Below are 23404 nucleotides of genomic sequence, written 5' to 3'. Positions count from 1 at the left end.
AGGTGGTGTTGCCCTGGTCGACACGGCGATGACGGCGGACCGGGAGGGCGCGGTCCGCAAGCTGTCGGCCGCCGAGGCCGCCGCCACGATCGTCCGGGGCATCGAACGTGGCCGCCCCGTCGTCGCGGTGGCGCCTCCCGCGCCCTGCCGGCGCTGCTGCGCGTGCACCCGCCGATCGCCCACCGCATCCTGCGGGACGGCTGAACACCGCCCTGGTTCTCGGCCGGAATTCAGCTCTGACGACGGCCCTACGACCTCACCACCGGCAGGACGTTCTCCCGGTACGACTTGCCCGGGTCCTTCGGATCCGCCGCGGAGTTCCCGCGCGGTGCGAAGTCGCACGCGATGTACGTGTCGAACCAGAAGTAACCGTCCTTGTCGGGGCCGCCGTCGCGCCGGCCGCCCACCCGGGCGCAGCCGATCTTCGTGGTGGACTTCCACACCAGCTGGGTGAAGTTGCCGGTCTCGCGGGAGAAACCGGGCTTGCTGTAGTCGTAGGACGCGGCCCCCGCGTACCAGGAGTCCACCGCGTCCTTGCAACCGTCCGGCGTGTAGCCGCCTTCGGGGTTGTCGCCGGCGAACGAGCTCCAGCTGAGGGTCTCGCCGTACGCACGGGCCAGACCGTCGTGCTGGAAGCCGCCCGGCTCGGAGATCTTCTGTGCGCGGGACTTGGCGTACTCCACGATCTCCGGATCGATTGCGAGCGGAGGTGCCTGGTGCTTGGCCCGGTACGCGTTGATGGCCGTGAGGCAGTCGCTCTGGAACCCGTTGTCCGTCCGGTCCGCGAACGCACGCCGCACCGGACCGGCAGCCGTCGCGGGCTGCATCACCGTCATCATCGCCACGGCCGCCGCAGCCGCCGCCAGGGCAACCCTGCGGACCTGAGGTGCAATCAAGGAGTCCTCCTACTCACGCTGAGCCAACTGCCCTGCTTAACGCCCTCACCTCCCCCAGGGCACGACACCCGGCCGACGGTGCGGCGCGCACGCGGACCTGCGCAATCGTTGTTACAGCCTCGGTACGTCCGCCCAGTGTGTCGGTGGCGGGCGCTACAGTCCGCCCGTCGTCGAGTAGGAGTGCCATGAACAGCCAGATCGACTGGTCGTCAGTCCGGGAGCGGGTCATCGCCGTGGAGGAGGCGGATCGGCGTGCGCGTGGCCTCGCGCCCTCTCGGCATCCGACGTTCGAACCCGTCCTGACTCCCGACGAGATCGCGGAGGTCGAGGCGCAGTGCGGTGTCGAACTCCCTGCCGACTACCGCTCGTTCCTGGCCGAGGTCGGGGTGAACGGCCCAGGTCCGTGGTTCGAGCTCACCTCGTTGCGCCGAGTCGACGGCAGGTGGGGGTGGGTCTGGGACGACGACGAGAACTTGCGCTGGCTGCTGGACTCCAGCGGGCCGTTCGTCGAGACCGAGGACTGGCCGACCCGCCAGGCGGAAATCCTTCGAGCCGCCGGATACGAGCCCACGCCCCGAGGCGCAGACGACGGCTCGGACTTCCGCAGGGCCTTCGGTGAGGCCGGCGGCGAACGCCGGTACCGGGAGCGCGGGCGGGGTGCGATCCACCTCAGCAACGACGGGTGCGGGGCATCCGGCTGGCTCATCGTCGTCGGCCCGCATCGCGGGGAACTCCGCGACCGGGAGCAGGACATCAACCCGCCCTTCGAGCCGTACGTCGACGCGGCGGGAAACCGCCACACCTTTGGCACCTGGTACCTCGAGTGGCTCGAGCGGTGCGAGTCGGCGGCTCAGTGATCAAGGGCACCCTGGGCGCACTGGGGTGTTTGCGGGTGACGTACATTCCGGGGCTCGGGAAGGGCGGTGCGGAGCGGGCGTTGATCGAGGCAGTGCGGGTTCGGGCGGAGCCGCGCCGCTCACGTGAACGGCCTCGCAGGCTCTCCGCCCTCGCCCGTACGGATGAACACGCGGGGCGCGGAAAGCGGTGAAGCCGACAGCTGGTTGACGGCTCGTCAATCTGACATCGCCTCAAAATTACGGGACACCAGTCCTGTTGCCGGTCCGGCGCGTCCGCGTGTTGCGGGGCGCGCAACACCCTCACGATCCGGCATGCTGCTGTCCACCCCGGCGCAGCGGCGGCCGGGGTTGGCGCGACCGGCCCGTGACGGGCCGGCGGGTACGGGTGGAGGATTCGGGTGCGGCGTACATGGCGACCCGGCGGATCGACGAACGGCCGACGGGGGTGTGGAGCGTGATGGCGGGGCCTGTCCGGGACGGCGGGCTCCTGCCGCTGGATCGTGAACTGAACAGGGAGTGCCGGGAGTTCGCGGAGACGTTGCGGGAGCTGTTCCTGGAGCTCGGTATCTCGGTGCGCCGGTACGCCACCCGGTGCTATCTCAACCCGGGCACGCTGTCCCGGTACTTGGCGGGGTCGCGGATCGCGCCGTGGCAGTTCGTCGAGGAGTTGCTGCACCATCTCGACGAGGACTGCGGAACCCGGCTCGACCCGCCTGCCCTGGAGGGGCTGCGCCGCAGGCATGTGGCGGCGCTGAAGACGGCGGCGTCGATCGGCCGGGCGGTGCAGCAGTTGGAGGGCCAGTTGCAGGCGGCGGACCGGGAGGCCCGCCGGGCGGGGGCGCGCGAGGAGCAGCTGGACCACGCGCTGGACGACACCCGGCAGACCATCGCCGATCTGGACGCCCGGCTGGTCCGCCTGGAGTCCCGGCCCCTGCTGCCCGCACCGCCGGACCGCCCCGAGCCGTCCGCGCCGCAGGAGCACACCGAACCACCCGTGACGCCCGACCGCGCCGACCTGCTCGCCGAGCGCGACGCGCTGGCCCAGGAGGTGGAGCGGCTGGCCGAGGAGCTGGCCCGCGCCCGGGAGCGGGCGGCCTGCGCGGAGACCCGGTGCGACCTGTTCGAGCGTCAACTCGCCCTGGTGGAGCAGCAGCAGGGCCTCGCGGACATCCCCCTGCAGCCGGCGTGCCCGCTGGAGGAGGGTCCGCCGCCGAAGGTGCTGCTGGTGGACGACCGGCCGGACAACCTGATGGTGCTGGAGGCCGTCCTGGGGCCGCACGGCCACCGGCTGGTGCGGGCCGCGTCCGGCCCGGACGCGTTGCGGGCGCTGCTGGAGCCGGACGAGTTCGCGGTGATCCTGTTGGATGTGCAGATGCCGGGGATGGACGGCTACGAGACCGCCGCGGCCATCAAGCGCCGGGCCCGGACCCGCGACATCCCGATCATTTTCGTCACCGCGATCGGCACGGATCCGGACCATTCGATGCGCGGTTACGCGGCGGGCGCGGTCGACTTCATCCCGAAGCCGGTCGATCCGTGGGCGCTGCGCGCGAAGGTCGCCGTGCACGTCGAGCTGCACCGTGAGCGCCGCCGCCACGCCACGCTCCCCGCGCCGACCCGGCACACCATCGCGAGCACCACCGCCGTGATCCCGAAGGCCGGTGCGCCGTCAGCGAGTTGATGATCCGTCAGGCACCCAGTTGCCGTGCAGGCCGAGCGGCACCCGGACGGGCAGGTGGATGCGGGCGACGGGTTCGCCCGCGAAGTCCTGCGCGGCGAGGATGACCAGGTCGGCCGCGCCGCGTTCGGGGTCGTGCGCGTACGCCATGAGGTAGCCGTCGTCCTCGGCGGTGGGTGATTCGGCGGGGACGAACACGCCCTCGCCGACGGCGCCGAACCGGCCGAACTCGTGGGCCTCGACTGTGCCGCGCAGCAGGTCGTGCTTGAGCAGGGCGCTGCTGAACCCCTCGTTGGGGCGCGGGTCGTCGGGGCCGGTGGGTGCGGCGTACAGTTCGGCCGCGGCAGCGTATCCGTAGCGGTGCGGGCGGCCGACCCGGCGGGGGTCGACGCGCGGGAACTCCTGGGTGCGGTCGTCCAGTCGCTCCTCGCGGATCCTGCCTGCCGCCAGGTCGATCCGCCACCGGTCGAGGGTGGGGCGGCTGCGGCCGAAGTCGCGGATGGTGAAGCCCTCGGGGTGGCGGACCACGTCGATCACCACCTCGCTGCCGTCCTCGTACGCGTTGAGGGTGTGGCCGACTAGGCAGGGAGCGACGTCGAACCAGCGCACCGGCCCGCCGCTGCGCGGCATGATGCCGACGCGGGCCTGGTGGGTGTCGTCCCAGGTGAACGGCACGCCGGTGGGCAGGTGGGCGGGGCTGAACACCACGGGGGCGTCGAACAGGACGACGTGGTGCTCGGTGAGCGCGAAGTCGTGCATGTACGGGTTGCCTGGGGTGTGGATCAGCGTGGTGCGGCGGACGGTGCCGTGGTGGTCCATCACGATGTGCTGGACGTGCTCGCTGCCGTACCGGAATGCGAGCGAGTGCAGTTCCCGGGTGTGCGGGTCGTAGACGGAGTGCGCGTTGGCGTTGTAGCCCTCGGGGGTGGCGCCGAGGTCGCAGGGGCCCAAGGTGTCGAGTTCGTAGCCGAGTTCGTAGGGGCGGATGCCGCCTTCGATCAGCGCGAAGGTGCGGCCGTCCAGCCCGGCGACCTGGACGTTGGGCGCGAAGTCCAGCCGGGGGTCGACGGGGGTGCCGCGGCGCGGTTCGCCGAGGTGGTCGGCGACGGCGGCCGAGCGCACCCAGCGGTTGCGGTACCACTCGGCGCGGCCGTCGCGGATCCGGACGCCGTGCACCATGCCCGGGCCGAGGGTCCAGATGTGCGCGGCGGGGTCCTCGATGCCCAGCGCGTTGGGGCCGTTGCGCAGGTAGCGGCCGTTCAGGTGGGCCGGGATGCGGCCGGTGACGGGCAGGTCGTGGGCGGTGATCTCTTCGGTGACCGGGGCGAAGCTGCCCGTCAGATAGCGGTTGATCGTCATGCCGGCTGTCCTTGTCCGTGCGGTTGGGCGGGGGAGTCTTCGACGGCGGAAGGTCCGTATGCCGGCTGTCCTTGTCCGTGCGGTTGGGCGGGGGAGTCTTCGACGGCGGAAGGTCCGTTCGGGTCGCTCGGAAACCGTCCGTGCGGTTCGGCGAGGAACGCCCGGCCCACCGCCGCCATCAGTGCGTCGAAGCGGTGGGCGGCGCTCTCCGGCGGGAAGTGGCCGGCGAGTTCGAGGCTCACCGCGCCGTGGGCGGCCGCCCAGAGGAGCTTGGAGATCTCGTGCGCGTCGCCGGGCGCGAAGACGCCGGCGTCGATGCAGTCCCGGACGGCCGCGACGGAGGCGTCGAAGGCGTGGTCGGCGTCGGCCAGCGCCTCCGGTCCGGGCCGGTAGCCGGGCACCGCCTGCTCGAACATCACCCGGTAGTAGGCGGGTTCGGCGAGGGCGTGCGCGCGGTAAGCGGCTCCGAGGTCGTTCAATACGGTCAACGGGTCGGCGGCGCGCGGGACTTGCTGCTGAGCGCGGCTCAGCCGGGCGAACCCCTCGCGGTAGAGCGCGTCGGCCAGGCCCTCCTTCCCGCCGAACATGGTGTACAGGACCTTGGTCGAGGCACCGATGCCGGTGGCGATCCGGCGCATCGTCAGCGCGGCGGGCCCCTCGGTGACCAGGAGGTCGATGGCGTGGTCGAGGATCGCGGTCCGCACGGCACTCTGGCCGATGCGTTGGGCGTCCTGGTAGGGCGTGTTCACGGGTAACACCGTAGCCCGCCGGTAACAGCGTTACCCACACTTTCCGACAATCCGTTGCGTCGTCAGCCTGCCTTTCCCGTACGGCAGTTCGCGGTGGCGACTTATCCGGACTTACTGGTAGGAAACTTTCCTTTCACCTAATCTCCGAAGGAAACGGCTCGGCGCGGCCCACCCATGGTGTAGGGCCGCATCCCCTCACCGCCGGCCGGCGCATCCCGCCCGAAGGGAAACCCTCATGACGACCGAGACCACACCAGGGGACGTATTCGACGCCACCCAAGACACCGGCTCCGCACCGGACTTGACGGAGCGGCCGACGGCCGCGGCCCGCCTGGTGGTCCTGGTGGTGGTCGTGGTCACGACGCTCGGCGCCGCACTCGGGTTCGCCCTGCACACCTGCCACCGCGACGGCCCGCACCGGATCGTCCCCGCCGACGCCACCTTCACCCTCGACGAACCCGGCCTCTACTACCGCGACGCCGCCTCCGGCCGGATCGCCCGCACCCCGCGCGGCGGCGACGGCCCGGCGACGGTCGGCGGCCCGTCCTGCGAACGCTTCTACGCCGCGGGCGACCGCGCCCTGTGCCTGCGCATCAAGCCCGGCCGGCCCGCCTGCACGGAAGCGGTGATCTACGACCGGCACTTCCACCGGCTGCACACCCTCGTCCTCCCCGGCGTCCCGAACCGGGCCCGGGTCTCCCCGTCCGGGCACGTGCTGTCCTGGACGACCGTCACCCGGGGCACCCACGCCACCGCCGGCTACGCCAGCCGCACCTCGGTCCTCGACCTGCGCTCCGGCTACCTGGCCAAGTCCGTCGAGGACATCCCGCTGACCGTCGACGGCGTCCCCTCCCACGCCACCGACCTCAACTACTGGAGCGTCAACGTCGCCGCCGACGACAACCACTTCTACGCCACCGTCTCCGCCGACGGCCACACCCACCTGGTCGAGGGCGATCTGAAGACCTGGACGGCACACACCCTGCGGGAGAACGTCGAGTGCCCGACGCTCTCCCCCGACGGCACCCGGATCGCCTTCCGCAAGCGCGTCTCCGCCGGCCCCGCCGACCCCTGGCGCCTCTACGTCCTCGACCTCGCCGACCTGCACGACCACCCCGTGGCCGAGACCCGCGCCGTGAACGACCACGCCACCTGGCTGGACGCCCGAACGCTCGGCTACGCCCTCCCCGCGAAGAGCGGCCACGGCACCGACCTCTGGTCCGTCCCGGCGGACGGCACCGGCCGACCCCACCTGCTGGTGGCCGGCGCCTCCTCGCCCGTGATCATCGCCAACTGACGCCCACCGGCTCCCTCCGCTGCCCGCAGGCGTCTCACCGCACCTCCAGGTTCGCCATCATCCCCATGTCCTCGTGCTCCGCGTTGTGGCAGTGGAACAGGTACCGGCCACGGTAGCCGTCGAAGCGGGTGATGATCTCGGCGGCCTCGCCCGGCCGCAGCGAGACGGTGTCCTTGAGTCCGGCGTCGTGCGGCAGCGGCGCGCGGCCGCCCCGGCTCAGGATGCGGAAGCCGACCAGGTGCAGGTGGATCGGGTGGTGGACATCCGCGATCAGGCGCCAGACCTCCAGGTCGCCGAGCCGGACGCCGACGTCCTCCCGCGCCGGGTCGAACGGGCGCCCGCCGATCAGCCAGCCGTGGCCCTCGCCCATCCGTCCGGCGCGGAACGCGAACTCCCTTGTCCGGACGGCCTCTTCGCGCCGCCACTCCGGCAGGTCGGTGGCCAGCGCCTGCGGCACCCGGGTGTCCTCCCGCTGCGCCCGGACCACCCGGAACGCCATCACCTCCCGGGTCCGGCCGCTGCCCAGGCGGTTCAGCAGCCGGACCGTCCCGCCGACCGGCACCGGGCCGAAGTCGACCAGCAGGTCGTACCGTTCGGCCGGCGCGAGCGGCAGTCGGCGGTGCGTCACGGGCGCGGCCAGCAGGCCCTGGTCGGCGCCGATCTGCACCAACTCCAGCGCCCGCCCGTCCTGGTCGACCGCCTCCAGCTCGTAGTGGCGGGCGTTGGAGCCGTTGAGCACGCGCAGCCGGTGCCGTACCGCCGCCACCTCGTGCACCGGCCACGGCGCGCCGTTGACCAGGACCACATCGCCCAACACCCCTGCCATGTACGGCTCTTGCACCCCGGGGCGGTCGCGCAGCGCCGGGTCCAGCGACGGGTACACCAGGCTGCCGTCGGCGGCGAACGCCCGGTCGGTGATCACCAGCGGCAACTCACGCTCGCCGTCCGGGAGTTCGAGCGCCTTCTCGCTGTCCTCGCGGATGATGTGCAGCCCCGCCAGTCCGCGCCAGATCGCGGGGGCGGTGTAGTCCATCCGGTGGTCGTGGTACCAGAGCATGGTGGCGCGCTGCTCGTTGGGGAAGGTGTACTCGCGCACGACGCGGCTCTGCACGGCCCGCGGGTCCGCCATCCCGCCACCATGACCGCCATGTCCCCCGTGGCCGCCGCTCTCGGGCCAACTCTCGGGCAGCACAAGGTCGGTGGGGTAGCCGTCGAACTCGGCGGGAGTACGTCCCCCGTGCAGGTGGACCACGGTGGGGACGGGCAGTTCGTTGCGGTGCGTGACCACGGTGGGGCGGCCGCGGCGGGCCTCGATGGTCGGGCCCGGGAAGCTGCCGCCGTACGTCCACACCGGGGTGCGCACGCCGGGCAGGATCTCGGCGACGGCCTCCCGCTGGGTGATCTCGTACCGGTCGACGCCCCCGCTGGTGGACACCGGCGCCAGCACCTGCGGCCTGGGCAGCGGCACTTGGAACGCGGGCGGCAGCTCGATCCCGCTGCGCAGCAGCCCGCCCGTCCCGGCGGGCCGGTGCGCGAGCGCCGCGGCCGAGGCCAGGCCGCCCGCCGTCAGCAACCCGAACGCGCCGCCCAGTGCGAGCAACCGCCGCCTGCTGACCATGAGTTGGCGCTCACTCACCGGACACCTCCGGCGCCCGGCCGGGCAGCGGGGCGCGCAGCAGGCCGACGGTGAGGACGGTGAGGCCGGCGATGGTGGCCACACCGAGCGGCAGGTGCAGCCACAGCGCGCCGTCGATCCCGGCGAAGTACTGGACCGTCTCGGCGATCACCACCAGCGCGGTGCCGGTCAGCGGCCAGCCGACCCGGCGGCGGTACCAGAACACCATGGCCGCGATCAGCTGCGCATAGCCGAGGCTGGTAACGGCGTTGGCCCCGGCCAGGTGCCAGCCCAGACCGTCGTACGAGCCACTGAGGTAGACGCCGGCGAACACCGGCTGCCCGTACACGGCCACCATGTGCACGGCGGCCAGCACGCGCAGCACCTGCCCGGCGGGACCGGTCCGGCCGGCACGGCCGGCGCGGTCGGCGCGGTCGGCCGGTTCGGCGGGCTCGGCGGGTTCGGGGACGGCTGACACAGCCATGACGGGGCACTCCCTCAATCCTGGTACGGGGTACGGAACTTGCACCTCCTCGACGCTATGTCCCCGCGGCTATCCCGTCTAAGATCAATATTGCTATGGGGTTATGCCGTTCCCGGCATGGACGGCGATGACCCGTTGCAGCAACACGGGGGGCGGCCATGGACCTGCACGCACTGACCCAGTTCCTGGTGGTGGCACGGCTGGAACACCTGAGCCGGGCCGCCGAGGAACTCCGGGTCGCCCAGCCCTCGTTGAGCCGCACCATTGCCCGACTGGAGGACGAGCTCGGCACCCCGCTGTTCGACCGCGGCGGCCGGCTGCGCCTGAACGAGGCGGGCCGGCTGTTCCGCGGCTACGCGGAGCGGGCCCTCGGTGAACTGGAGGCCGGGCGCCGGGCCGTCGCGGAGGCGGCGGGCGACGGTTTCGGGACGGTCCGGCTGGCGTCCGAGACCTTCCTGACCTTCACCGCCCCGCTGGCCGCGTACAAGCGCGCCCACCCGGCCGCCGAGATCGACCTGCGGCAGCTCTCGGCCGATCTGATGGACCGTCAGATCCGCGCGCACGAAGTGGACTTGTGTGTCGCCTCGCAGCCGGTCCGCACCGAGGGCCTGAAGAGCGCCCAACTCCTGGACGAGCCGGTCTGGTTGGCCGTGCACCGGGACCACCCGCTGGCCGGCCGCGGCTCCGTCGCCCTCTCCGACCTCTCCGCGCTCCCGTTCATCACCGCCCGCCCCGGTCACTGGAACCGCCGCCTGCTCGACCAGCTCTTCACCACCCTCGGCCACCCGCCCCGGATCGTCTGCGAGAGCGACGAACTCGCGGCCATCGCCGACCTGATCACCGCCGGCCTCGGCGTCGGCCTGATCCCCGCCGTCGGCCGCCAGATCGCCACCCGCCTCCCCCTCGCCCTCCTCGCCGTCGACCACCCCGCGTGCCGGCGCACCCTCACCCTCCACTGGTCCGAGTCCGCCCGCCTCTCCCCCGCCGCCACGCTGATGCGCGACACCCTCCTCAACTGGCGCTGGCCGACCGGCCCCTGAGGATTCCGCTACGCCTGTTGCGTAATGACGCCGCTCCCACTAGCCTCATCCTCATTACGAGACACGCGTAGCGGAATCGGGGTGGGGACATGGCCAGGCCGCGGGACACCGCCGTCGACGCCAAGGTGCTGGAGGCGGCGCGCGTGCTGCTGCGCCAGCGCGGCTACGCGGGGTTCGCGCTGGACGAGGCGGCCGCCCGCGCCGAGGTCGCCCGCACCACCGTGTACCGGCGCTGGCCCACCAAGGACCACCTGGTGGTCGCCGCCTTCGCCACCATGTTCGAGACCGCGCCGATCCGGGAGACCGGCGACGTCCGGGCCGATCTGACCGCCACCCTCACCGCGATCGCGGCCGGCCTGCGCCTGCCCGCCACCCGCGCCCTGGTGGCCGAGCTGATCGCCGCCGGCACCCGCCACCCCGAACTCGGCGACGCGCTGCGCCCGTTGTGGACGCAGCGCCGCACCGCGGCCGCCGAACTGCTCGTCCGGGCCGCCGCCCGCGGCGAGTTGGCGGCCGACGCCGACCCGGCGCTGATCATCGACCAGCTGGTCGGCCCGCTCTACTACCGGGTGCTGATCAGCGGCGACCCGATCGACGACCGCTTCGCGCGCGCCCTGGTGGACACCACCCTCGCGCGCCACCACTGACACCCGACGACCGAATCACCACGGGGGAAACCATCATGAGCCTGTTCACCTGCGAGGTCAGCGCCGAAGCCGAGTTCCCGGGCACCCCGGAGACCGTCTGGCAGCTGCTCACCGACCACGACCGCTACCCGCAGTGGCACCCGGTGGTGGTCCGGGTCGAGGGCGAACTCGCCGTCGGCGCCCGCCAGACCGAGGTGGTCCGCACCGCCTCCGGCCGCGAGCTGACCTTCCACCCGGTGCTCACCGTGGTCGAACCGGGCCGCGAACTCTCCCGCGCCGGACGCCTGTTGGTGCCCGGGCTGCTCGACAACAAGCACTCCTACCTGATCACCGACCTCGGCGACGGCCGGGTCCGGGTCGTCCAGTCCGAACGCTTCACCGGCCTGCTCGCCGCCTTCTTCCACGGCCGCACCGCCCGCGACACCCAGGCCCGCTTCGCCACCGCGCTCGCCAACCTCGCCCCGCTCGCCGCCGTCGGCGTCACCGTCACCGTCGCCGTCGCCTCCGCCTCCGACCAGGCGGCCCCGGTGGCGCAGCCCGCCGCAGGGTGCGTCGCGGGGTAGCGTGGCACGGTGAACGGCACGGAGATCTTCAGCGGCAGCAACGACGACGGCATGGTGCGGGTGCGCGGCGCGCGGGTGCACAACCTGCGGGACGTGGCGGTGGCCGTGCCGCGCGGGGCTGTGGTGGCGTTCACCGGGGTGTCGGGGTCGGGGAAGTCCTCGCTGGCGTTCGGGACGCTGTTCGCGGAGGCGCAGCACCGGTACCTGGAGTCGGTCTCGCCGTACGCGCGGCGGCTGTTGCGGCAGGTGGAGGCGCCGCAGGTGGACTCGGTGACGGGGATGCCGCCGGCGGTCGCGCTGGAGCAGCGCCGTTCGGTGCCGTCCTCGCGTTCCTCGGTCGGGACCATCTCCACCATGTCGAACCTGCTGCGGATGCTGCTGTCGCGGTGCGGCGACTACCCGACGGGCGCGGCGCGGCTGGATTCGGACGCGTTCTCGCCGAACACTCCGGCCGGCGCCTGCCCGGAGTGTCACGGGCAGGGGGTGCTGCACCGGGTCACCGAGCAGTCGCTGGTGCCGGATCCGTCGCTGTCGATCCGGCAGGGCGCGGTCGCGTCCTGGCCGGGCGCGTGGCAGGGCAAGAACCTGCGGGACATCCTGGGCGCGCTCGGCCAGGACCTGGACCGGCCGTGGCGGGAGCTGCCGGCCCGCGACCGCGAGTGGATCCTGTTCACGGACGAGCAGCCGGTGGTGACCGTCCATCCGGAGCGCGAGCCGGGCCGGATCCAGCGTCCGTACCAGGGCAAGTACAGCAGTGCGCGCCGCCTGGTGCTGAAGGCGTTCTCCGAGTCCCGCAGCGAGGCGACCCGTGCCAAGGCCGCCGCGTTCATGACCCAGTCCCCGTGCCCGACCTGCCACGGCCGCCGACTGCGCCCCGAGGCCCTGGCGGTGACGTTCGCGGGCCTGCCCATCACCGAGCTCGCCGCTCTGCCCGCCGACCAACTCGTCGCCCTGCTGCGCCCGTTCACCGCCGGCGAGGGCCCGACCGGTCTGCTCACCACCGACCTGACCGACCGGCTCGCCGCCCTGCGACGCCTCGGCCTCGGCTATCTCTCGCTCGACCGCGCCGCCCCCACCCTGTCCACCGGTGAGCTCCAACGCCTGCGCCTGGCGAGCCAGTTGCGCTCCGGCCTGTTCGGCGTGGTGTACGTGCTGGACGAGCCGTCGGCGGGCCTGCACCCGGCGGACACCGAGGCGCTGCGCGAGGTCCTCACCGAGCTGCGCGCCGCCGGCAACACGGTCTTCCTGGTCGAGCACGACATGGCGGTGGTGCGCGGCGCGGACTGGCTGGTGGACGTCGGCCCGGGCGCGGGCACCGGCGGCGGCCAAGTGCTGTACAGCGGACCGGTGGACGGCCTGCGCGAGGTGCCCGGCTCCGCGACCCGCCGCTTCCTCTTCGACCCGCCGCCCCCGCCCGCGTCCCGGGGCCGCACCCCAACTGGCCTGCTGCGCCTGCGCGGTGTGACCCGACACAACCTGCGCGGCGTGGACGTCGACGTGCCAATGGGCGTCCTGACCGCGGTGACGGGCGTCTCCGGCGCGGGCAAGTCGACGCTGCTCGGCGCGGCCGCCGACGCGGCGGCCACCGACCCGTCCGTGGGCCGGGTGGTGACGGTCGACCAGACCCCGCTGGGCCGCACCCCGCGCTCCAACCTGGCCACCTACACCGGCCTGTTGGACACCGTCCGCAAGCTGTTCGCCGCCACCGACGAGGCCCGCCGGCGCGGCTACGACGCGGGCCGGTTCTCGTTCAACGTCGCCTCCGGACGCTGCCCGACCTGCGAGGGCGCGGGCGCGATCGAGGTCGAGCTGCTGTTCCTCCCCACCGCCTGGAACCCGTGCCCCGACTGTCACGGCAGCCGCTACAACCCGCAGACCCTGGAAATCACCTACCGCGGCGCCACCATCGCCGACGTCCTCGCCCTGACCGTCGACGCCGCCGCCCCGTTCCTCGCCGACGTCCCCGCCGCCGCCCGCGTCCTGACCGTCCTCCGGCAGGTCGGCCTCGGCTACCTGCGCCTCGGCCAGCCCGCGCCCGAACTCTCCGGGGGCGAGGCCCAACGCGTCAAACTGGCAGCGGAGTTGCACCACGCCCGCCGCCACCACACCCTCTACCTCCTCGACGAACCCACCACCGGCCTGCACCCCGCCGACAGCGAAATCCTCACCGCCCAACTGCACCGCCTGGTCGACGCCGGCGCCACCGTCCTCCTCGCCGAGCACCACCTCCCCCTGATCGCCACCGCCGACCACCTCATCGACCTCGGCCCCTCCGGCGGCGAGGCCGGCGGCCGCATCCTCGCCACCGGCACCCCGCCGGTGGTCGCCGCCACCCCCACCAGCCCGACCGCGCCCTACCTCGCCGCGTACCTCGGCTCAATTTGACCCAACCGCACCACCGTTGACATCCTCACCCCCTACGCTCGGCCCCGAACACTCCGAGCCGTGGGGGCGAACAATGGACCGTCATGACATCGAACTGGCCGACGCGATCGAGGCGATCCGGCTCGAACTCCTCGACGCCTCCGAACGCGGCCGCGGCCAGGCCATCCAGTTCGAAGTCGGCCCCGTCACCCTCGACTTCACCGTCGAACTGAAGCGCGACGCCCGCGCCAAGGCCGGCATCAAGGCCTGGGTCCTCTCCGCCGACACCGAGGCGGGCGTGGCGAGCACGCGGACCCACAAGGTGTCCGTCACCCTGACCCCGAAGGACGCGGACACCGGCGGCAGCGTCAACATCTCCAACGACGACCTGGGCAGCCGGGACGGATTCTGACCTTGGCTCTTCGCCCCCACCACGTGGCAGCCGTCCGGGGCGCCACCCAGGGCAGCGGCTTCCTGCTCAGCCCGAGGCTGATCCTGACGGCGGCCCATGTCGGCGGGCCGTCACCGGAGGCCGCCGTTCTGGGCAGCGGCACCGGCTGGACGCCCTGCACCACCGTCTGGCGGTCCGCCGGCTTCGACGCCGCCCTGCTGCTCGCCGATCGCGACCTGCTCCCCGCCGACGCGGCAGCACGCTTCAGACCACTGCGCTGGGGAACCCTCGACACGCTCGATCCCTTACTGGGCTGCCATCTGACAGGCTTCCCGCTGGCAGGGCGTGACCAGGAGGGCCGCCTCGACACGGTCCAGGTACTGGCCACCCTGACCCCGGCCGCCGGAACGCGAACCGGCCGCCAGGTCCTGGTCGTCCAGCAGCACCTGCCGCGGGCCCAACGCGGCATCGGCTCACCGTGGCTGGGCCTGTCCGGTGCCGGCGCGGTTGCCCGGGACCACCTGCTCGGCATCGCCGTCCAGGACCGAATGCCGGCCATCTGGGAACACTCCCAGTTCGAGCTCGTCACGGTGACGGCGTTGCTCAGCCACCCCAGCTTCTGCGAGGCGCTGTACGAACACCTGGGTGAACTCCCGCGTGCGGAAGGCCTCTCCGTGACCGAGATCGCCGACCGCAGGTTCGAACGCGACTACGCGAAGGCCATCGAGGCGGACTACGGCCGGATCCGGATCTTCGGCCTTCGCCAGGCGACCGGCCACGGCCGCCGCGGCTGGGACCTCACCACCTCCTATCTGAGCCTGGAGATCCGGTCCACGACCACCGGTCCCGACCTCGGCCCCCAGCGCGCCGAGCGGATCCTCGCGGGCCGCCGCCGGGTGCTGATCCGCGGCGAGGCGGGTTCCGGCAAGACCACCCTCGTGCAGTGGCTGGCCGTCGGCGCGATGAACGGCACCCTCGGCAACGACCTCGCCGCGTTGAACCACCGCATCCCGCTGGTCCTCCAACTCCGCAAGCTGCACCGCAAGGGCGTCATGCAACCCCGGCCCGAGCAGTTCCTCGCCCTCGACGACCGAATGTGCGCCGACCGCCAACCGGCCGGCTGGACCGACCGGCAGCTCCGCCGCGGCCGCGCCGTCCTGCTCGTCGACGGCCTGGACGAGGTGCCGAACGAGCAGCGCGACGAGGCACTGAGCTGGCTGGAACGCCTCCTCGAGCACTACCCCGACCTCCTGACGGTGGCCACCGTCCGCCCCTCCGCCGTCCCCCGCGACTGGCTCGCGCACCTCGGCTTCGACGAACTGCTGCTCTGTCCGATGAGCAGTCAGGACCGCCGCGAGTTCATCGAACGCTGGCACCGAGCCGCCCTGCGCGAACTCCTCGCCTCCCCGCACAGCGACGCGGAGGAGCGGCGCTGGCAGCAGGAGGTCGAACAGGACCAGGCCGATCTGCTCCGCGCACTGGAGTCGGTGCCGGAACTCTCCCTGCTCACCGACAGCCCACTGCTCTGCGCGATGATCTGCGCCCTGAACCGGGAGTCGGACGGCGCACTGCCGCGTCACCGGATGGCGCTGTACCGCGACGCGATGGCGATGATGCTGGTCAAGCGCGACGAGGGCCGCAAGGTGCAGGGCGCGGAGCAGCTCCAGGCGTCCGAGGAGGAGCAGCTGGCGATGCTCCGCCGGATCGCTCACTGGCTGGTACGCAACAACCAGTCCGAGGGCCATCGCCGCGACGCCGTCGCCCAGCTCGCCAAGGCCCTGCGCGACCTGCCCGCCGTCGCCCGGCACACCGACGCCGAGCCGGCCTACCTCCATCTCCTCAACCGCACCGGCCTGATCACCGAAACCGGCCCCGAGACCTTCCAGTTCATCCACCGCACCTTCCAGGACTACCTGGCCGCGATGGAGTTCCGCGAGGAACGCGACTTCGGCCTGCTGGCCGGCCACGCCGCCGACGAGCAGTGGGGCGACGTCATCCGCATGACGGTCGGCCACTGCGGCCGCCGCGAACGCGCCGAACTCCTCACCGCCGTCCTCGCCGCCGCGAAGGCCGCCCCCGACCATCTCAGGCCCGTCATCCATCTCCTCGCCGCCACCTGCCTCCCGGGCGCCCCGGAACTCGACGGCGAGGTCCGCGACACCGTCCTCGCCCGGCTCCGCGACCACCTCCCCACTCTCCTCACCGGCGAGGTCGCCGCCCTCCAGCTGGCCGGCGTCGGAGAAGAACTCGTCCCCCTGCTACGGGAGATCGCCGAGCACGACCCGGATCTGCTGGCCGAAGCACACCCCCTGGTCCCGACCGTCCTGGGTCTCATCGGCGGGGCCGACGCACTCGCCCTGCTGGCGACCCTGGCCGAGCAGGAGGACCCGCTGCCGAATGTGATCGACCAGTGGCCGCACTTCGAGGTCGACACCTTCGCCCGGCAGGTGGTGGACCGGGCCGATCTCTCCGGCGTCCCTGTGCAGCTGCGGTCGCCCGCGCAGATCGACGCACTGGTCGGCCACCCGACGCTGCGTCACGTCTGGCTCGGCGGACCGGCCATGCCCGTCGATCCACGGCGATGGAGCCAACTGGCCGACCGGATCGAATACTTGACCCTGTCGACGCTCCCCGGGCTGCGGGACATCTTCTTCCTCCGGCAGTGGACGCGCCTCAGCAGTCTCGGCCTCTACCAGTGCCCGGAGCTGGACGACCTGACTCCGCTGCGCAGCCTGCCACTTGAGGCCCTCGCCATTCGCTCCGTCCGGGCCGAGCAACGGTTCGACGAGCTGTGGGCGATCCTGCGGAACATGCAGAAACTGCTGGTCCTCACCCTGCTGACCCCCGACCCCGCCGCACTGCCCGGACGAGAACCACTGACCGGCGTCAATCACCTGACGCTGATCGACGTCCCTTCCGGCTACCCGATCGCCGACCTTCGCCGCCTGTTCCCCGACCTGGAACAACTGACCCTGGTGGCCGACCACAACTGCACCTCGCTCGACCTGACGCAGCTCCCCCACCACCTCCGGCTGCACCTCACCATTCCCGACGCGACGGCCCCACCCCACCTGGCGGGCCGGAAACACTTCCCGCCCGACCACCTCACCGTCCACCAACTGGGCAGCCCTGCACACCTGTCCAGGCCCGGCCGTGGCTGATGCCCGTCCACACCTGCGGCCGAGAAGTAGCCTCAACTGTCAGGTTTGGCGGGCGTGGGACGCGAGGCGGTCGGCGAGCGCGATGACGCGGTCGCGTAGTTCGTCGGGGCGCTCGATGACGAATGGCCGGTCGAGCACGGCCAGTGTCCGCGGCACCCAGTCGAGCCGCTGCGCCCGGATCTCGACGCGCCACCAGCGCTCGACGGCCGGGTCCTGGCCGGCCGTGGGCTCATGCTCCTCCAAGCTCGCGACGGCGGCGGGGAGGTGCGCGCGGATCTGCTCGGCCGTCCCGTGGATCCGCAGGGTCACCTCGTGCCGGTACTCGGCCGTGGCGAATCCTGACAGCACGCGCTGTACCGGATCCGGACCAGCCGGTGCTTCGAACGAGCCGGGCAGGGTCCTCGCGGCGGCGATGCGATCGAGTCGGAGGGTCCGGTCCTCGCCGATCCGGGCATCCCGGCCCGTCACGTACCACCGGCCGCCATGGGCGACGATCCCGTACGGGTGCAGTGTGCGTTCGCTGTGCCGTCCCTCGCGGTCGGTGTAGCGGATGGCGACGGGTCGGCGGTAGCGCACCGCGTCGGCGAGGGTGAGCAGGATCCCGGCGTCCGGGTGGTCCGGCTCGCCGGGCTCATCTGTGAAGGCGAGGGCTTCCAGAAGTGCGTCGAGCCGGTGGGCGGTGTGTTTGGGCAGCACCCGCCGGATCTTCGCCGACGCCGTCTCGCTCGCCGTGCGCTCCGCCGTGGTGAGTCCCGCCCGGCGGCCGGCGGCCAGGCCGAGCAGCACGGCCAGCGCCTCGTCGTCGCTGAGCATGAGCGGAGGCAGGCGGTAACCGGGCGCCAGCCGGTATCCGCCGTAGCGGCCTCGCACCGATTCCACGGGCACGTCCAGGTCGATCAGCTGGTCCACGTACCGCCGTACGGTGCGCCCTTCGACGCCGAGACGGTCGGCGAGTTCGGCCACCGTGCGGGTGCCGCCCGACTGCAGTAGTTCCAGGAGTGTCAGCACGCGGCCGGTGGGTCGGGGCATGTCCGCAGCCTAACGCGAATACAGGACCGATTCTGTCCACTATTTCTCCTAGCCTCCGACGTGCACGCCTCAGCACGGCCAAGGAGATTTCCATGAACTTCGTCTCGATCCGCATCATCACCGGCGACGTCGCGCGACTCGTCGGCTTCTACGAGCGGGCCACGGGAGCGCGGGCCGTATGGGCCACCGAGGACTTCGCCGAGCTCACGACCGCGGGCGCGACCCTCGCGATCGCCGGCACCCGCACCGTCCCACTGTTCGCCCCGGGCTCCGCCCGCCCGGCGGACAACCACAGCGTGATCACCGAGTTCCTCGTCGACGACGTGGACCGTGTCCACCGGAACCTGACCGGCTTCGTGACCGACTTCGTCAGCGGGCCCACCACAATGCCCTGGGGCAACCGGTCGCTGCTGTTCCGCGACCCGGACGGCAATCTCGTCAACTTCTTCACCCCTGTCACCCCGGAGGCCATCGAGAAGTTCGCGCGCTGACGCCACCCGCAGCCGCTCAGCCGGAGCTCCCGGCCGGCACCGCCCCGTCCGCGCCCACCGCGTCCGCACCGACCTCCCCCGCCTTGACCAGAATTCGGTACTCGGCGACGCCCACATGCACGGAGTCGGGCGGGAGCGGGGCCGGGACGATGCGGTGTCAGCCCCCACTCCTGCGCGACACTCAGGGAGATGCACCACGCCGGTGCCTCCGCCGCCCCGTACCGGTCAGTGCGCACCTCGACCCGCCCGTTCCCGTCCAGGGCGCGGCGGCGGAGGTCCGCACTCGCCTCGGAAGGCGCCCGGGCGACCAACTCGACCTCCCCCAGCCGCACCAGCGGCCCACCCGAGCTGATCGACCACGTCGCGGGGTGGGCGGCCGGGCGCGGGCTCGCCGCTCTGACGCTGTCGACGTTCCGGAGCGTTCCGTGGAACGCTCCGCACTACCGACGCCTCGGCTTCCGCGAACTCCCGAACGAAGACCTCACCCCCGGGCTGCGCCAAGTCCTCACTGAGGAGGCCGCGTTCGGCCTCGACCTCTCCGACCGGGTGTGCATGCGCCGCCCGGTGACCGCGACCGATCAGGAGTCCGTGCGGAGCAGCGAGTAGATCACCTGATCGTGCCACCCACCGTCACGCCACTGCGCGGAACGCAGGACGCCCTCGCGCGAGAAGCCCGCCTTCTCCAGGGCCCGCTGTTCTGCAACGTTGGCGCAGTCCGTCCAGGCCTGGAGCCGCTCAGCACGCGTGTGGGCGAACAGGTAGTCGGCGAGCAGGCGTTGGGCCCGGGTGCCAACACCACGCCCCTGCACCGCCGGGACCAGGCCGATGGCGAGCGTCCAGCACGCAGACGTCTCCGGCCGCCCCCAGCTCCCGGCGAACCACTCGACCCGCCCCACCGTCCGCCCGGCCTCGGCAACGGCGAGTACGCCACCGTCCGCACCGAGCAGGCCGCTCTCCGCGAAGCGCCGCCGCAACCCGTCCGCCGAACGGAAGCCGAACCACTGGTAGGCGCCGACACCTTCCGGCCCACCGAACTCACGCTCGAACAGGTCGAGGTCGTCGGCGGTGACGGGGCGCAGCGCGATCTCGTCCGGCATGGGGTCAACTCCTTGATCGTCTCGGCTCGCCCTCACCTTACGACGGCCCATCTCCCGCCCTGGCAACCGGTTCTGGCCACACTCCGGAAGCCCCGAGCCCAGACCCGCAGCAGACTTCAGCCGACCGTGAAGCCTCCATGGGCCGCCGTCTCGCGCAGCCACCCGAGCCACTCGCGCCACAGATCGCCGGTCTCCAACTCGGCGCGCTCGTCGGCCGGTTCCTCCTCGTAGCGGTCCAGTGCCTGCGTGATCTCCTGAGAACCGACCAGCCACGGGCCGTTGCTCAGCAGCTTGAACTCCGGAATCCCGGTGTGCCCGGCCACGGTCTGGGCCGAGGCGGCCCGCTCGGCCGCGTTGTAGGCGTCCCGGCGGGCCTGGTCGGCCGACCGCCAGTCCTCGATGTCCTTGAACGGCCAGGCGGGGAAGGGCTGTTGCTCGGCCGGGTAGGTCATGCCGGTGCGGCGCATCACGTCCCGGCAGACCGCCATCCCGGCGAGGTTCAGCTGGAACTGAAACGGCGCCGTGAGCGAGAAGTAGGCCTCCGAGCACCTCGGAACGTGATCGCAGGCCAGGCCACGGGCGGTGCAGGACTCCCACCGAGTCCGTGCTTCCGCTGCCGCTTCGGGCAACTCCACCCACTCCAGGTCATAGCTCATGTGTTCCCCATCGAACGGTCCAAGGCGGCCCGCACAGAATGCCAGGCCATGACCTGCCGCGACGACCAAAAATCGGCCCCGGCCGCAGCCCGCCATGCCTGGCCGCTGGTCGTCCAGGCATCCCACTGCGACGGGCAGCTCTCACTGGTCTCCACCACCCGCGCGAGGGCCGTACAGCTCCTCGTTGCAGTCGATCGCCCGCCGATGCTCGCACGACCCCACCGCCGGATCAGCCGAATTCTCGACCGCCCACCATCGCCGGCCCGATCGGCCCCACTTCTCCCGCCCGGCCCGGCGCACCGACCGCCGTGCAAGTCAACAGCCCGTCGGGCATGCGTGTTTCGAACTTCTTCGAATCACTCGTCCCGACCGCCTGCCGCACGATTCCCTGGAGTCACACCAGAAGTGACCTGATACCGGGGCGACCCGTTCCGAATACTTCGGAACCATCCGGACACCCGCTTCGCTGTGTGCCGTCGACACCCAGGAGGTAGCGTCCCACATGATGTCGTGGCACAACTTCGTTCGGGGGAAAGGAACTTGTCCATGAAGATCACGTCCGGATCGGCAGCCGCCACGGGGATCGCGGCGGCCGCCATGGGGCTCACGTTGGCACTGGCCTGCCCGGCCTCCGCCGTGACCGCCGTCGATTCGACGATCGCCGCGGCCTCCGCCCCGGTGACCGACGTCAATCACGCGCGCTTCGTCGCGCACTTCGACGCGGCTGCCGGCCAGACAGTGGAGAACATCGCTCTGGAGCCGGACGGCTCGGCCGATGTCACCTTCTCCGTGAGCCACCAGATCGCCCACGTCGACCTCGACGGCCGCACCCGCATTCTGGCCACCCTGCCGACCCCGCCCGACGGCGGCGTCCACACCCCGGCCTTCGGTCAGCCGATCGCCACCGGCATCGCCCGCGGCAACGACGGCACCCTGTACGTCCTGTACGCGGCGGGCAGCGCCGACATGACCGGCGTCTGGCGGCTGACGCCCGGCAGCAGCGCACCCGAGCACCTCGTCTCCCTTCCGGCGGACAGCCTGCCCAACGGCATGGCGCTGGACCGGCGCACCGGCACCCTCTACATCGCCGACTCGAACCTGAGCACGATCTGGACCGTCCCGGCGGCCGGCGGCACCGCCACCCGCTGGGCCACCGCCCCGGAATTCGCGCCGACCGTGGACGACCTCGGCGCCAACGGTCTGAAGGTGCACGGCGGCGCGGTCTGGGTCACCAACATCTCCTACGGCACGATCATGCGCGTCCCCATCGGCCGTGGCGGCCGGGCCGGCGCGGTCGAGACCCGGGCCACCGGCCTCGGTCCCGTCGACGACTTCGACTTCACCGGCGAGGGCGACCAGATCCTCGCCGCCATCGTCGAAGGGCCCAGCCAGGTCATCCTGGTCAACCCCGACGGCACCCACTCCACCGTCCTCACCGCGGCGGACGGCCTCCAGAACCCGACCTCCATCGCCGTTCGCGGCCGCACCGCCTACATCGGCAGCGCCGCGTACTCCACCGGCACCGATCCCAACCTGATCCGCGCCCGCCTCGACCTCAGGTAGTCCCGATCCAGATGGCGTGACCAAGGACCGGTCGGCGCTCACGCCGCAGACCGGACCTTGGTCACGTGGCTGAGCGCAGCCTGCGCCTCGCCGGGAAGGCGCCGCCCGGCGTGGAGCAGGCGCAGCGCAGTGGTGATGCGTTCCTCGTCTCGGGCGTTCCGAGGCTGCCCGTGTACGGGGGCAGCAGCAGGCCGCGCACGCGCAGAGCGCGGTGAGGAGTTCACCGACCGGGTTGTCATGCTGCCGCGCGGAACTTGCGATGGCACGCAGCGCTGCGGCGACGCGGCGGTGGGGGCCGGCCGGGGCGATGCCGCCCGGAACCGCGTCCGCACACCCCGGCCCGGACGCCGCGCTCGCCCGAACTGCCGCAGGAACGCGGGAGGCCCGCACCGTCCGACGGTGCGGGCCTCCAACCTCCGTCCGCGGGGCCTCAGTTGGCGAGGCCGAAGTCGCCTGTCACGGGGGCGGCGATCTCGTTGACGCCGACGACGGTGACCTTCTCGAGTTCAGTCCCGGGCAGGTCGGCCACCGAACTCTGGCCGCTCCTCGGCGAATTGGCATTGCCGCCACCGAACTGCCCGTCGGCGTTGCCGCCCCGAACCCGCATCCGCAGGTCCTCGGCGGCTCCTCCGTGGACCGGACTACCGGGCGGCCAGTACGTCAACGGCCGGGCGCGGCGGCGGCACGCTCGACGGGTTCGCCGTGGACGAGTCGGCCGGGCGGCGGCAGCGCGGGGTAGACCTTGTCAACGGGCCGGAGCGCGACCGGCGAGCTGACCTCCTGGCTCCCGGGAACGCCGCCCGCGACGGGCGCCCCGCCGGGCGTAGCAACCTCACCGGTCATCGGGACGCCACCAGGTGTGGCCACGTCTCCCGGCCGTTGGATGCCGCTGGGGGTCTTGACACCGGCGAACTTGAAAGCGTCACCGAACCCGATCGAGTGACCGGGCTTGATGCCCATATTGTCCAGCGACATGCCCGGATTGAGGTTGTTCTTGGCGGGCAACAGGTTCGGCTTGGAAGCAGTGCCGTTGTTGGGCGACATGCCCGGCTTGGCGGCCGTCGTGTCGGCCGGCTTCGCACCCGGCTTGGCGGCGGTCGTGTCGGCGGGCAACTGGTTCGGCTCGGCGGCCGTGGTGCCGGCAGGAGCCGCGCCCGGCTTCGCCGCCGTCGTGTCGGCCGGCTTCGCGCCGGGCTTGGCCGCGGTCGTACCAGCAGGCTTCGCAGCTGTCCCGTTCGCCGGCTTCGCACCCGGCTTCGCCGCCGTCGTGTCGGCCGGCTTCGCGCCCGGCTTGGCGGCAGTCGTACCGGCAGGCTTCGCAGCCGTCCCGTTCGCCGGCTTCGCACCCGGCTTCGCCGCCGTCGTGCCGGCAGGCTTCGCGCCCGGCTTGGCGGCAGTCGTACCGGCAGGCTTCGCAGCCGTCCCGTTCGCCGGCTTCGCACCCGGCTTCGCCGCCGTCGTGCCGGC

General features: G+C 72.2%; 22 protein-coding genes and 1 pseudogene. 13 read left to right on the top strand and 10 right to left on the bottom strand.

Annotated features, from left to right (window positions below):
* Window positions 1–248: 248 nt before the first annotated feature.
* The gene (locus ACFYS8_RS14985; RefSeq protein WP_387640797.1) at window positions 249–896 is read right to left on the bottom strand and encodes a CAP family protein; all 648 of its coding nucleotides are present in this window, start codon (window positions 894–896) and stop codon (window positions 249–251) included.
* Window positions 897–1081: 185 nt separating this feature from the next.
* On the opposite strand from ACFYS8_RS14985, the gene ACFYS8_RS14980 reads away from it, so the two are divergent.
* Both ACFYS8_RS14980 and ACFYS8_RS14975 read left to right on the top strand, forming a co-directional pair.
* Window positions 1082–1753 (top strand): SMI1/KNR4 family protein, encoded by a 672-nt coding sequence (locus tag ACFYS8_RS14980; protein WP_387640794.1) that lies wholly within the window; start codon window positions 1082–1084, stop codon window positions 1751–1753.
* 409 nt (window positions 1754–2162) lie between these two features.
* Complete coding sequence (locus ACFYS8_RS14975; protein WP_387640791.1) at window positions 2163–3434, top strand: response regulator; 1272 nt, start codon at window positions 2163–2165, stop codon at window positions 3432–3434.
* Here the strand turns inward: ACFYS8_RS14975 and ACFYS8_RS14970 are convergent.
* Both ACFYS8_RS14970 and ACFYS8_RS14965 read right to left on the bottom strand, forming a co-directional pair.
* Entirely contained in the window at window positions 3423–4790 is a 1368-nt protein-coding gene (locus tag ACFYS8_RS14970; RefSeq protein WP_387640789.1) for a carotenoid oxygenase family protein, read from the bottom strand. The genes ACFYS8_RS14975 and ACFYS8_RS14970 overlap by 12 nt on opposite strands.
* A complete protein-coding gene (locus tag ACFYS8_RS14965; RefSeq protein ID WP_387640787.1) occupies window positions 4787–5539 on the bottom strand; it encodes a TetR/AcrR family transcriptional regulator in 753 nt (250 codons plus the stop codon). Before ACFYS8_RS14965 ends, ACFYS8_RS14970 begins: the two co-directional genes overlap by 4 nt.
* A 235-nt stretch (window positions 5540–5774) precedes the next feature.
* Here ACFYS8_RS14965 and ACFYS8_RS14960 point away from each other — a divergent pair, with 235 nt between their 5' ends.
* Window positions 5775–6836 carry a TolB family protein gene (locus ACFYS8_RS14960; protein WP_387640785.1) on the top strand — a complete coding sequence of 354 codons (1062 nt, stop codon included), beginning with the start codon at window positions 5775–5777 and terminating at the stop codon, window positions 6834–6836.
* 34 nt (window positions 6837–6870) lie between these two features.
* Here the strand turns inward: ACFYS8_RS14960 and ACFYS8_RS14955 are convergent, their stop codons facing one another.
* Both ACFYS8_RS14955 and ACFYS8_RS14950 read right to left on the bottom strand, forming a co-directional pair.
* The gene (locus ACFYS8_RS14955; protein WP_387640782.1) at window positions 6871–8472 is read right to left on the bottom strand and encodes a multicopper oxidase family protein; all 1602 of its coding nucleotides are present in this window, start codon (window positions 8470–8472) and stop codon (window positions 6871–6873) included.
* Complete coding sequence (locus ACFYS8_RS14950; RefSeq protein WP_387640780.1) at window positions 8465–8935, bottom strand: hypothetical protein; 471 nt, start codon at window positions 8933–8935, stop codon at window positions 8465–8467. The genes ACFYS8_RS14955 and ACFYS8_RS14950 overlap by 8 nt, the downstream gene beginning before the upstream one ends.
* A 158-nt stretch (window positions 8936–9093) precedes the next feature.
* Here ACFYS8_RS14950 and ACFYS8_RS14945 point away from each other — a divergent pair, with 158 nt between their 5' ends.
* The 6 genes from ACFYS8_RS14945 (at window position 9094) to ACFYS8_RS14920 (ending at window position 17101) form a co-directional block, all read left to right on the top strand.
* Window positions 9094–9975 (top strand): LysR family transcriptional regulator, encoded by an 882-nt coding sequence (locus tag ACFYS8_RS14945; RefSeq protein ID WP_387640778.1) that lies wholly within the window; start codon window positions 9094–9096, stop codon window positions 9973–9975.
* 89 nt (window positions 9976–10064) lie between these two features.
* Window positions 10065–10622 (top strand): TetR-like C-terminal domain-containing protein, encoded by a 558-nt coding sequence (locus tag ACFYS8_RS14940; RefSeq protein WP_387640775.1) that lies wholly within the window; start codon window positions 10065–10067, stop codon window positions 10620–10622.
* A 35-nt stretch (window positions 10623–10657) separates the two neighbouring features.
* Entirely contained in the window at window positions 10658–11185 is a 528-nt protein-coding gene (locus ACFYS8_RS14935; RefSeq protein ID WP_387640773.1) for an SRPBCC family protein, read from the top strand.
* A gap of 51 nt (window positions 11186–11236) precedes the next feature.
* Complete coding sequence (locus ACFYS8_RS14930; RefSeq protein WP_387642117.1) at window positions 11237–13570, top strand: ATP-binding cassette domain-containing protein; 2334 nt, start codon at window positions 11237–11239, stop codon at window positions 13568–13570.
* A gap of 73 nt (window positions 13571–13643) precedes the next feature.
* On the top strand, window positions 13644–13961 hold the full coding sequence (locus tag ACFYS8_RS14925; protein ID WP_387640770.1) for a trypco2 family protein: 318 nt from the start codon (window positions 13644–13646) through the stop codon (window positions 13959–13961).
* 2 nt (window positions 13962–13963) lie between these two features.
* Entirely contained in the window at window positions 13964–17101 is a 3138-nt protein-coding gene (locus tag ACFYS8_RS14920) for an NACHT domain-containing protein (protein WP_387640767.1), read from the top strand.
* 39 nt (window positions 17102–17140) lie between these two features.
* Here ACFYS8_RS14920 and ACFYS8_RS14915 read toward each other — a convergent pair whose 3' ends face one another.
* A complete protein-coding gene (locus ACFYS8_RS14915; protein WP_387640765.1) occupies window positions 17141–18130 on the bottom strand; it encodes a helix-turn-helix transcriptional regulator in 990 nt (329 codons plus the stop codon).
* Between the two features lie 92 nt (window positions 18131–18222).
* Here ACFYS8_RS14915 and ACFYS8_RS14910 point away from each other — a divergent pair, with 92 nt between their 5' ends.
* Window positions 18223–18621, top strand: coding sequence for a VOC family protein (locus ACFYS8_RS14910; RefSeq protein ID WP_387640762.1), 399 nt, complete (start codon window positions 18223–18225; stop codon window positions 18619–18621).
* Between the two features lie 189 nt (window positions 18622–18810).
* Complete coding sequence (locus ACFYS8_RS14905) at window positions 18811–19227, top strand: hypothetical protein (protein WP_387640760.1); 417 nt, start codon at window positions 18811–18813, stop codon at window positions 19225–19227.
* On the opposite strand, the gene ACFYS8_RS14900 is transcribed toward ACFYS8_RS14905, so the two are convergent.
* Complete coding sequence (locus tag ACFYS8_RS14900) at window positions 19200–19718, bottom strand: GNAT family N-acetyltransferase (protein ID WP_387640757.1); 519 nt, start codon at window positions 19716–19718, stop codon at window positions 19200–19202. The genes ACFYS8_RS14905 and ACFYS8_RS14900 overlap by 28 nt on opposite strands.
* A 116-nt stretch (window positions 19719–19834) precedes the next feature.
* Window positions 19835–20374 (bottom strand): hypothetical protein, encoded by a 540-nt coding sequence (locus ACFYS8_RS14895; protein WP_387640754.1) that lies wholly within the window; start codon window positions 20372–20374, stop codon window positions 19835–19837.
* Window positions 20375–20920: 546 nt separating this feature from the next.
* Here ACFYS8_RS14895 and ACFYS8_RS14890 point away from each other — a divergent pair.
* Window positions 20921–21937: a hypothetical protein gene (locus ACFYS8_RS14890; RefSeq protein ID WP_387640752.1), complete on the top strand. Its 1017-nt coding sequence runs from the start codon at window positions 20921–20923 to the stop codon at window positions 21935–21937.
* A gap of 430 nt (window positions 21938–22367) precedes the next feature.
* On the opposite strand, the gene ACFYS8_RS14885 is transcribed toward ACFYS8_RS14890, so the two are convergent.
* Both ACFYS8_RS14885 and ACFYS8_RS14880 read right to left on the bottom strand, forming a co-directional pair.
* Window positions 22368–22544, bottom strand: a complete 177-nt coding sequence (locus ACFYS8_RS14885) for a hypothetical protein (RefSeq protein WP_387640749.1) — start codon at window positions 22542–22544, stop codon at window positions 22368–22370.
* A 53-nt stretch (window positions 22545–22597) separates the two neighbouring features.
* A complete protein-coding gene (locus ACFYS8_RS14880; protein ID WP_387640747.1) occupies window positions 22598–22912 on the bottom strand; it encodes a hypothetical protein in 315 nt (104 codons plus the stop codon).
* On the opposite strand from ACFYS8_RS14880, the pseudogene ACFYS8_RS14875 reads away from it, so the two are divergent.
* A pseudogene (locus ACFYS8_RS14875) lies at window positions 22911–23404 on the top strand (hypothetical protein); the annotation flags it as partial. The gene ACFYS8_RS14880 and the pseudogene ACFYS8_RS14875 overlap by 2 nt on opposite strands.

The sequence above is a fragment of the Kitasatospora sp. NPDC004615 genome, assembly GCF_042873545.1.
In the GTDB taxonomy this organism is placed as follows: Bacteria; Actinomycetota; Actinomycetes; order Streptomycetales; family Streptomycetaceae; genus Kitasatospora.
This window is presented reverse-complemented; position numbering and strand designations above follow the sequence as displayed.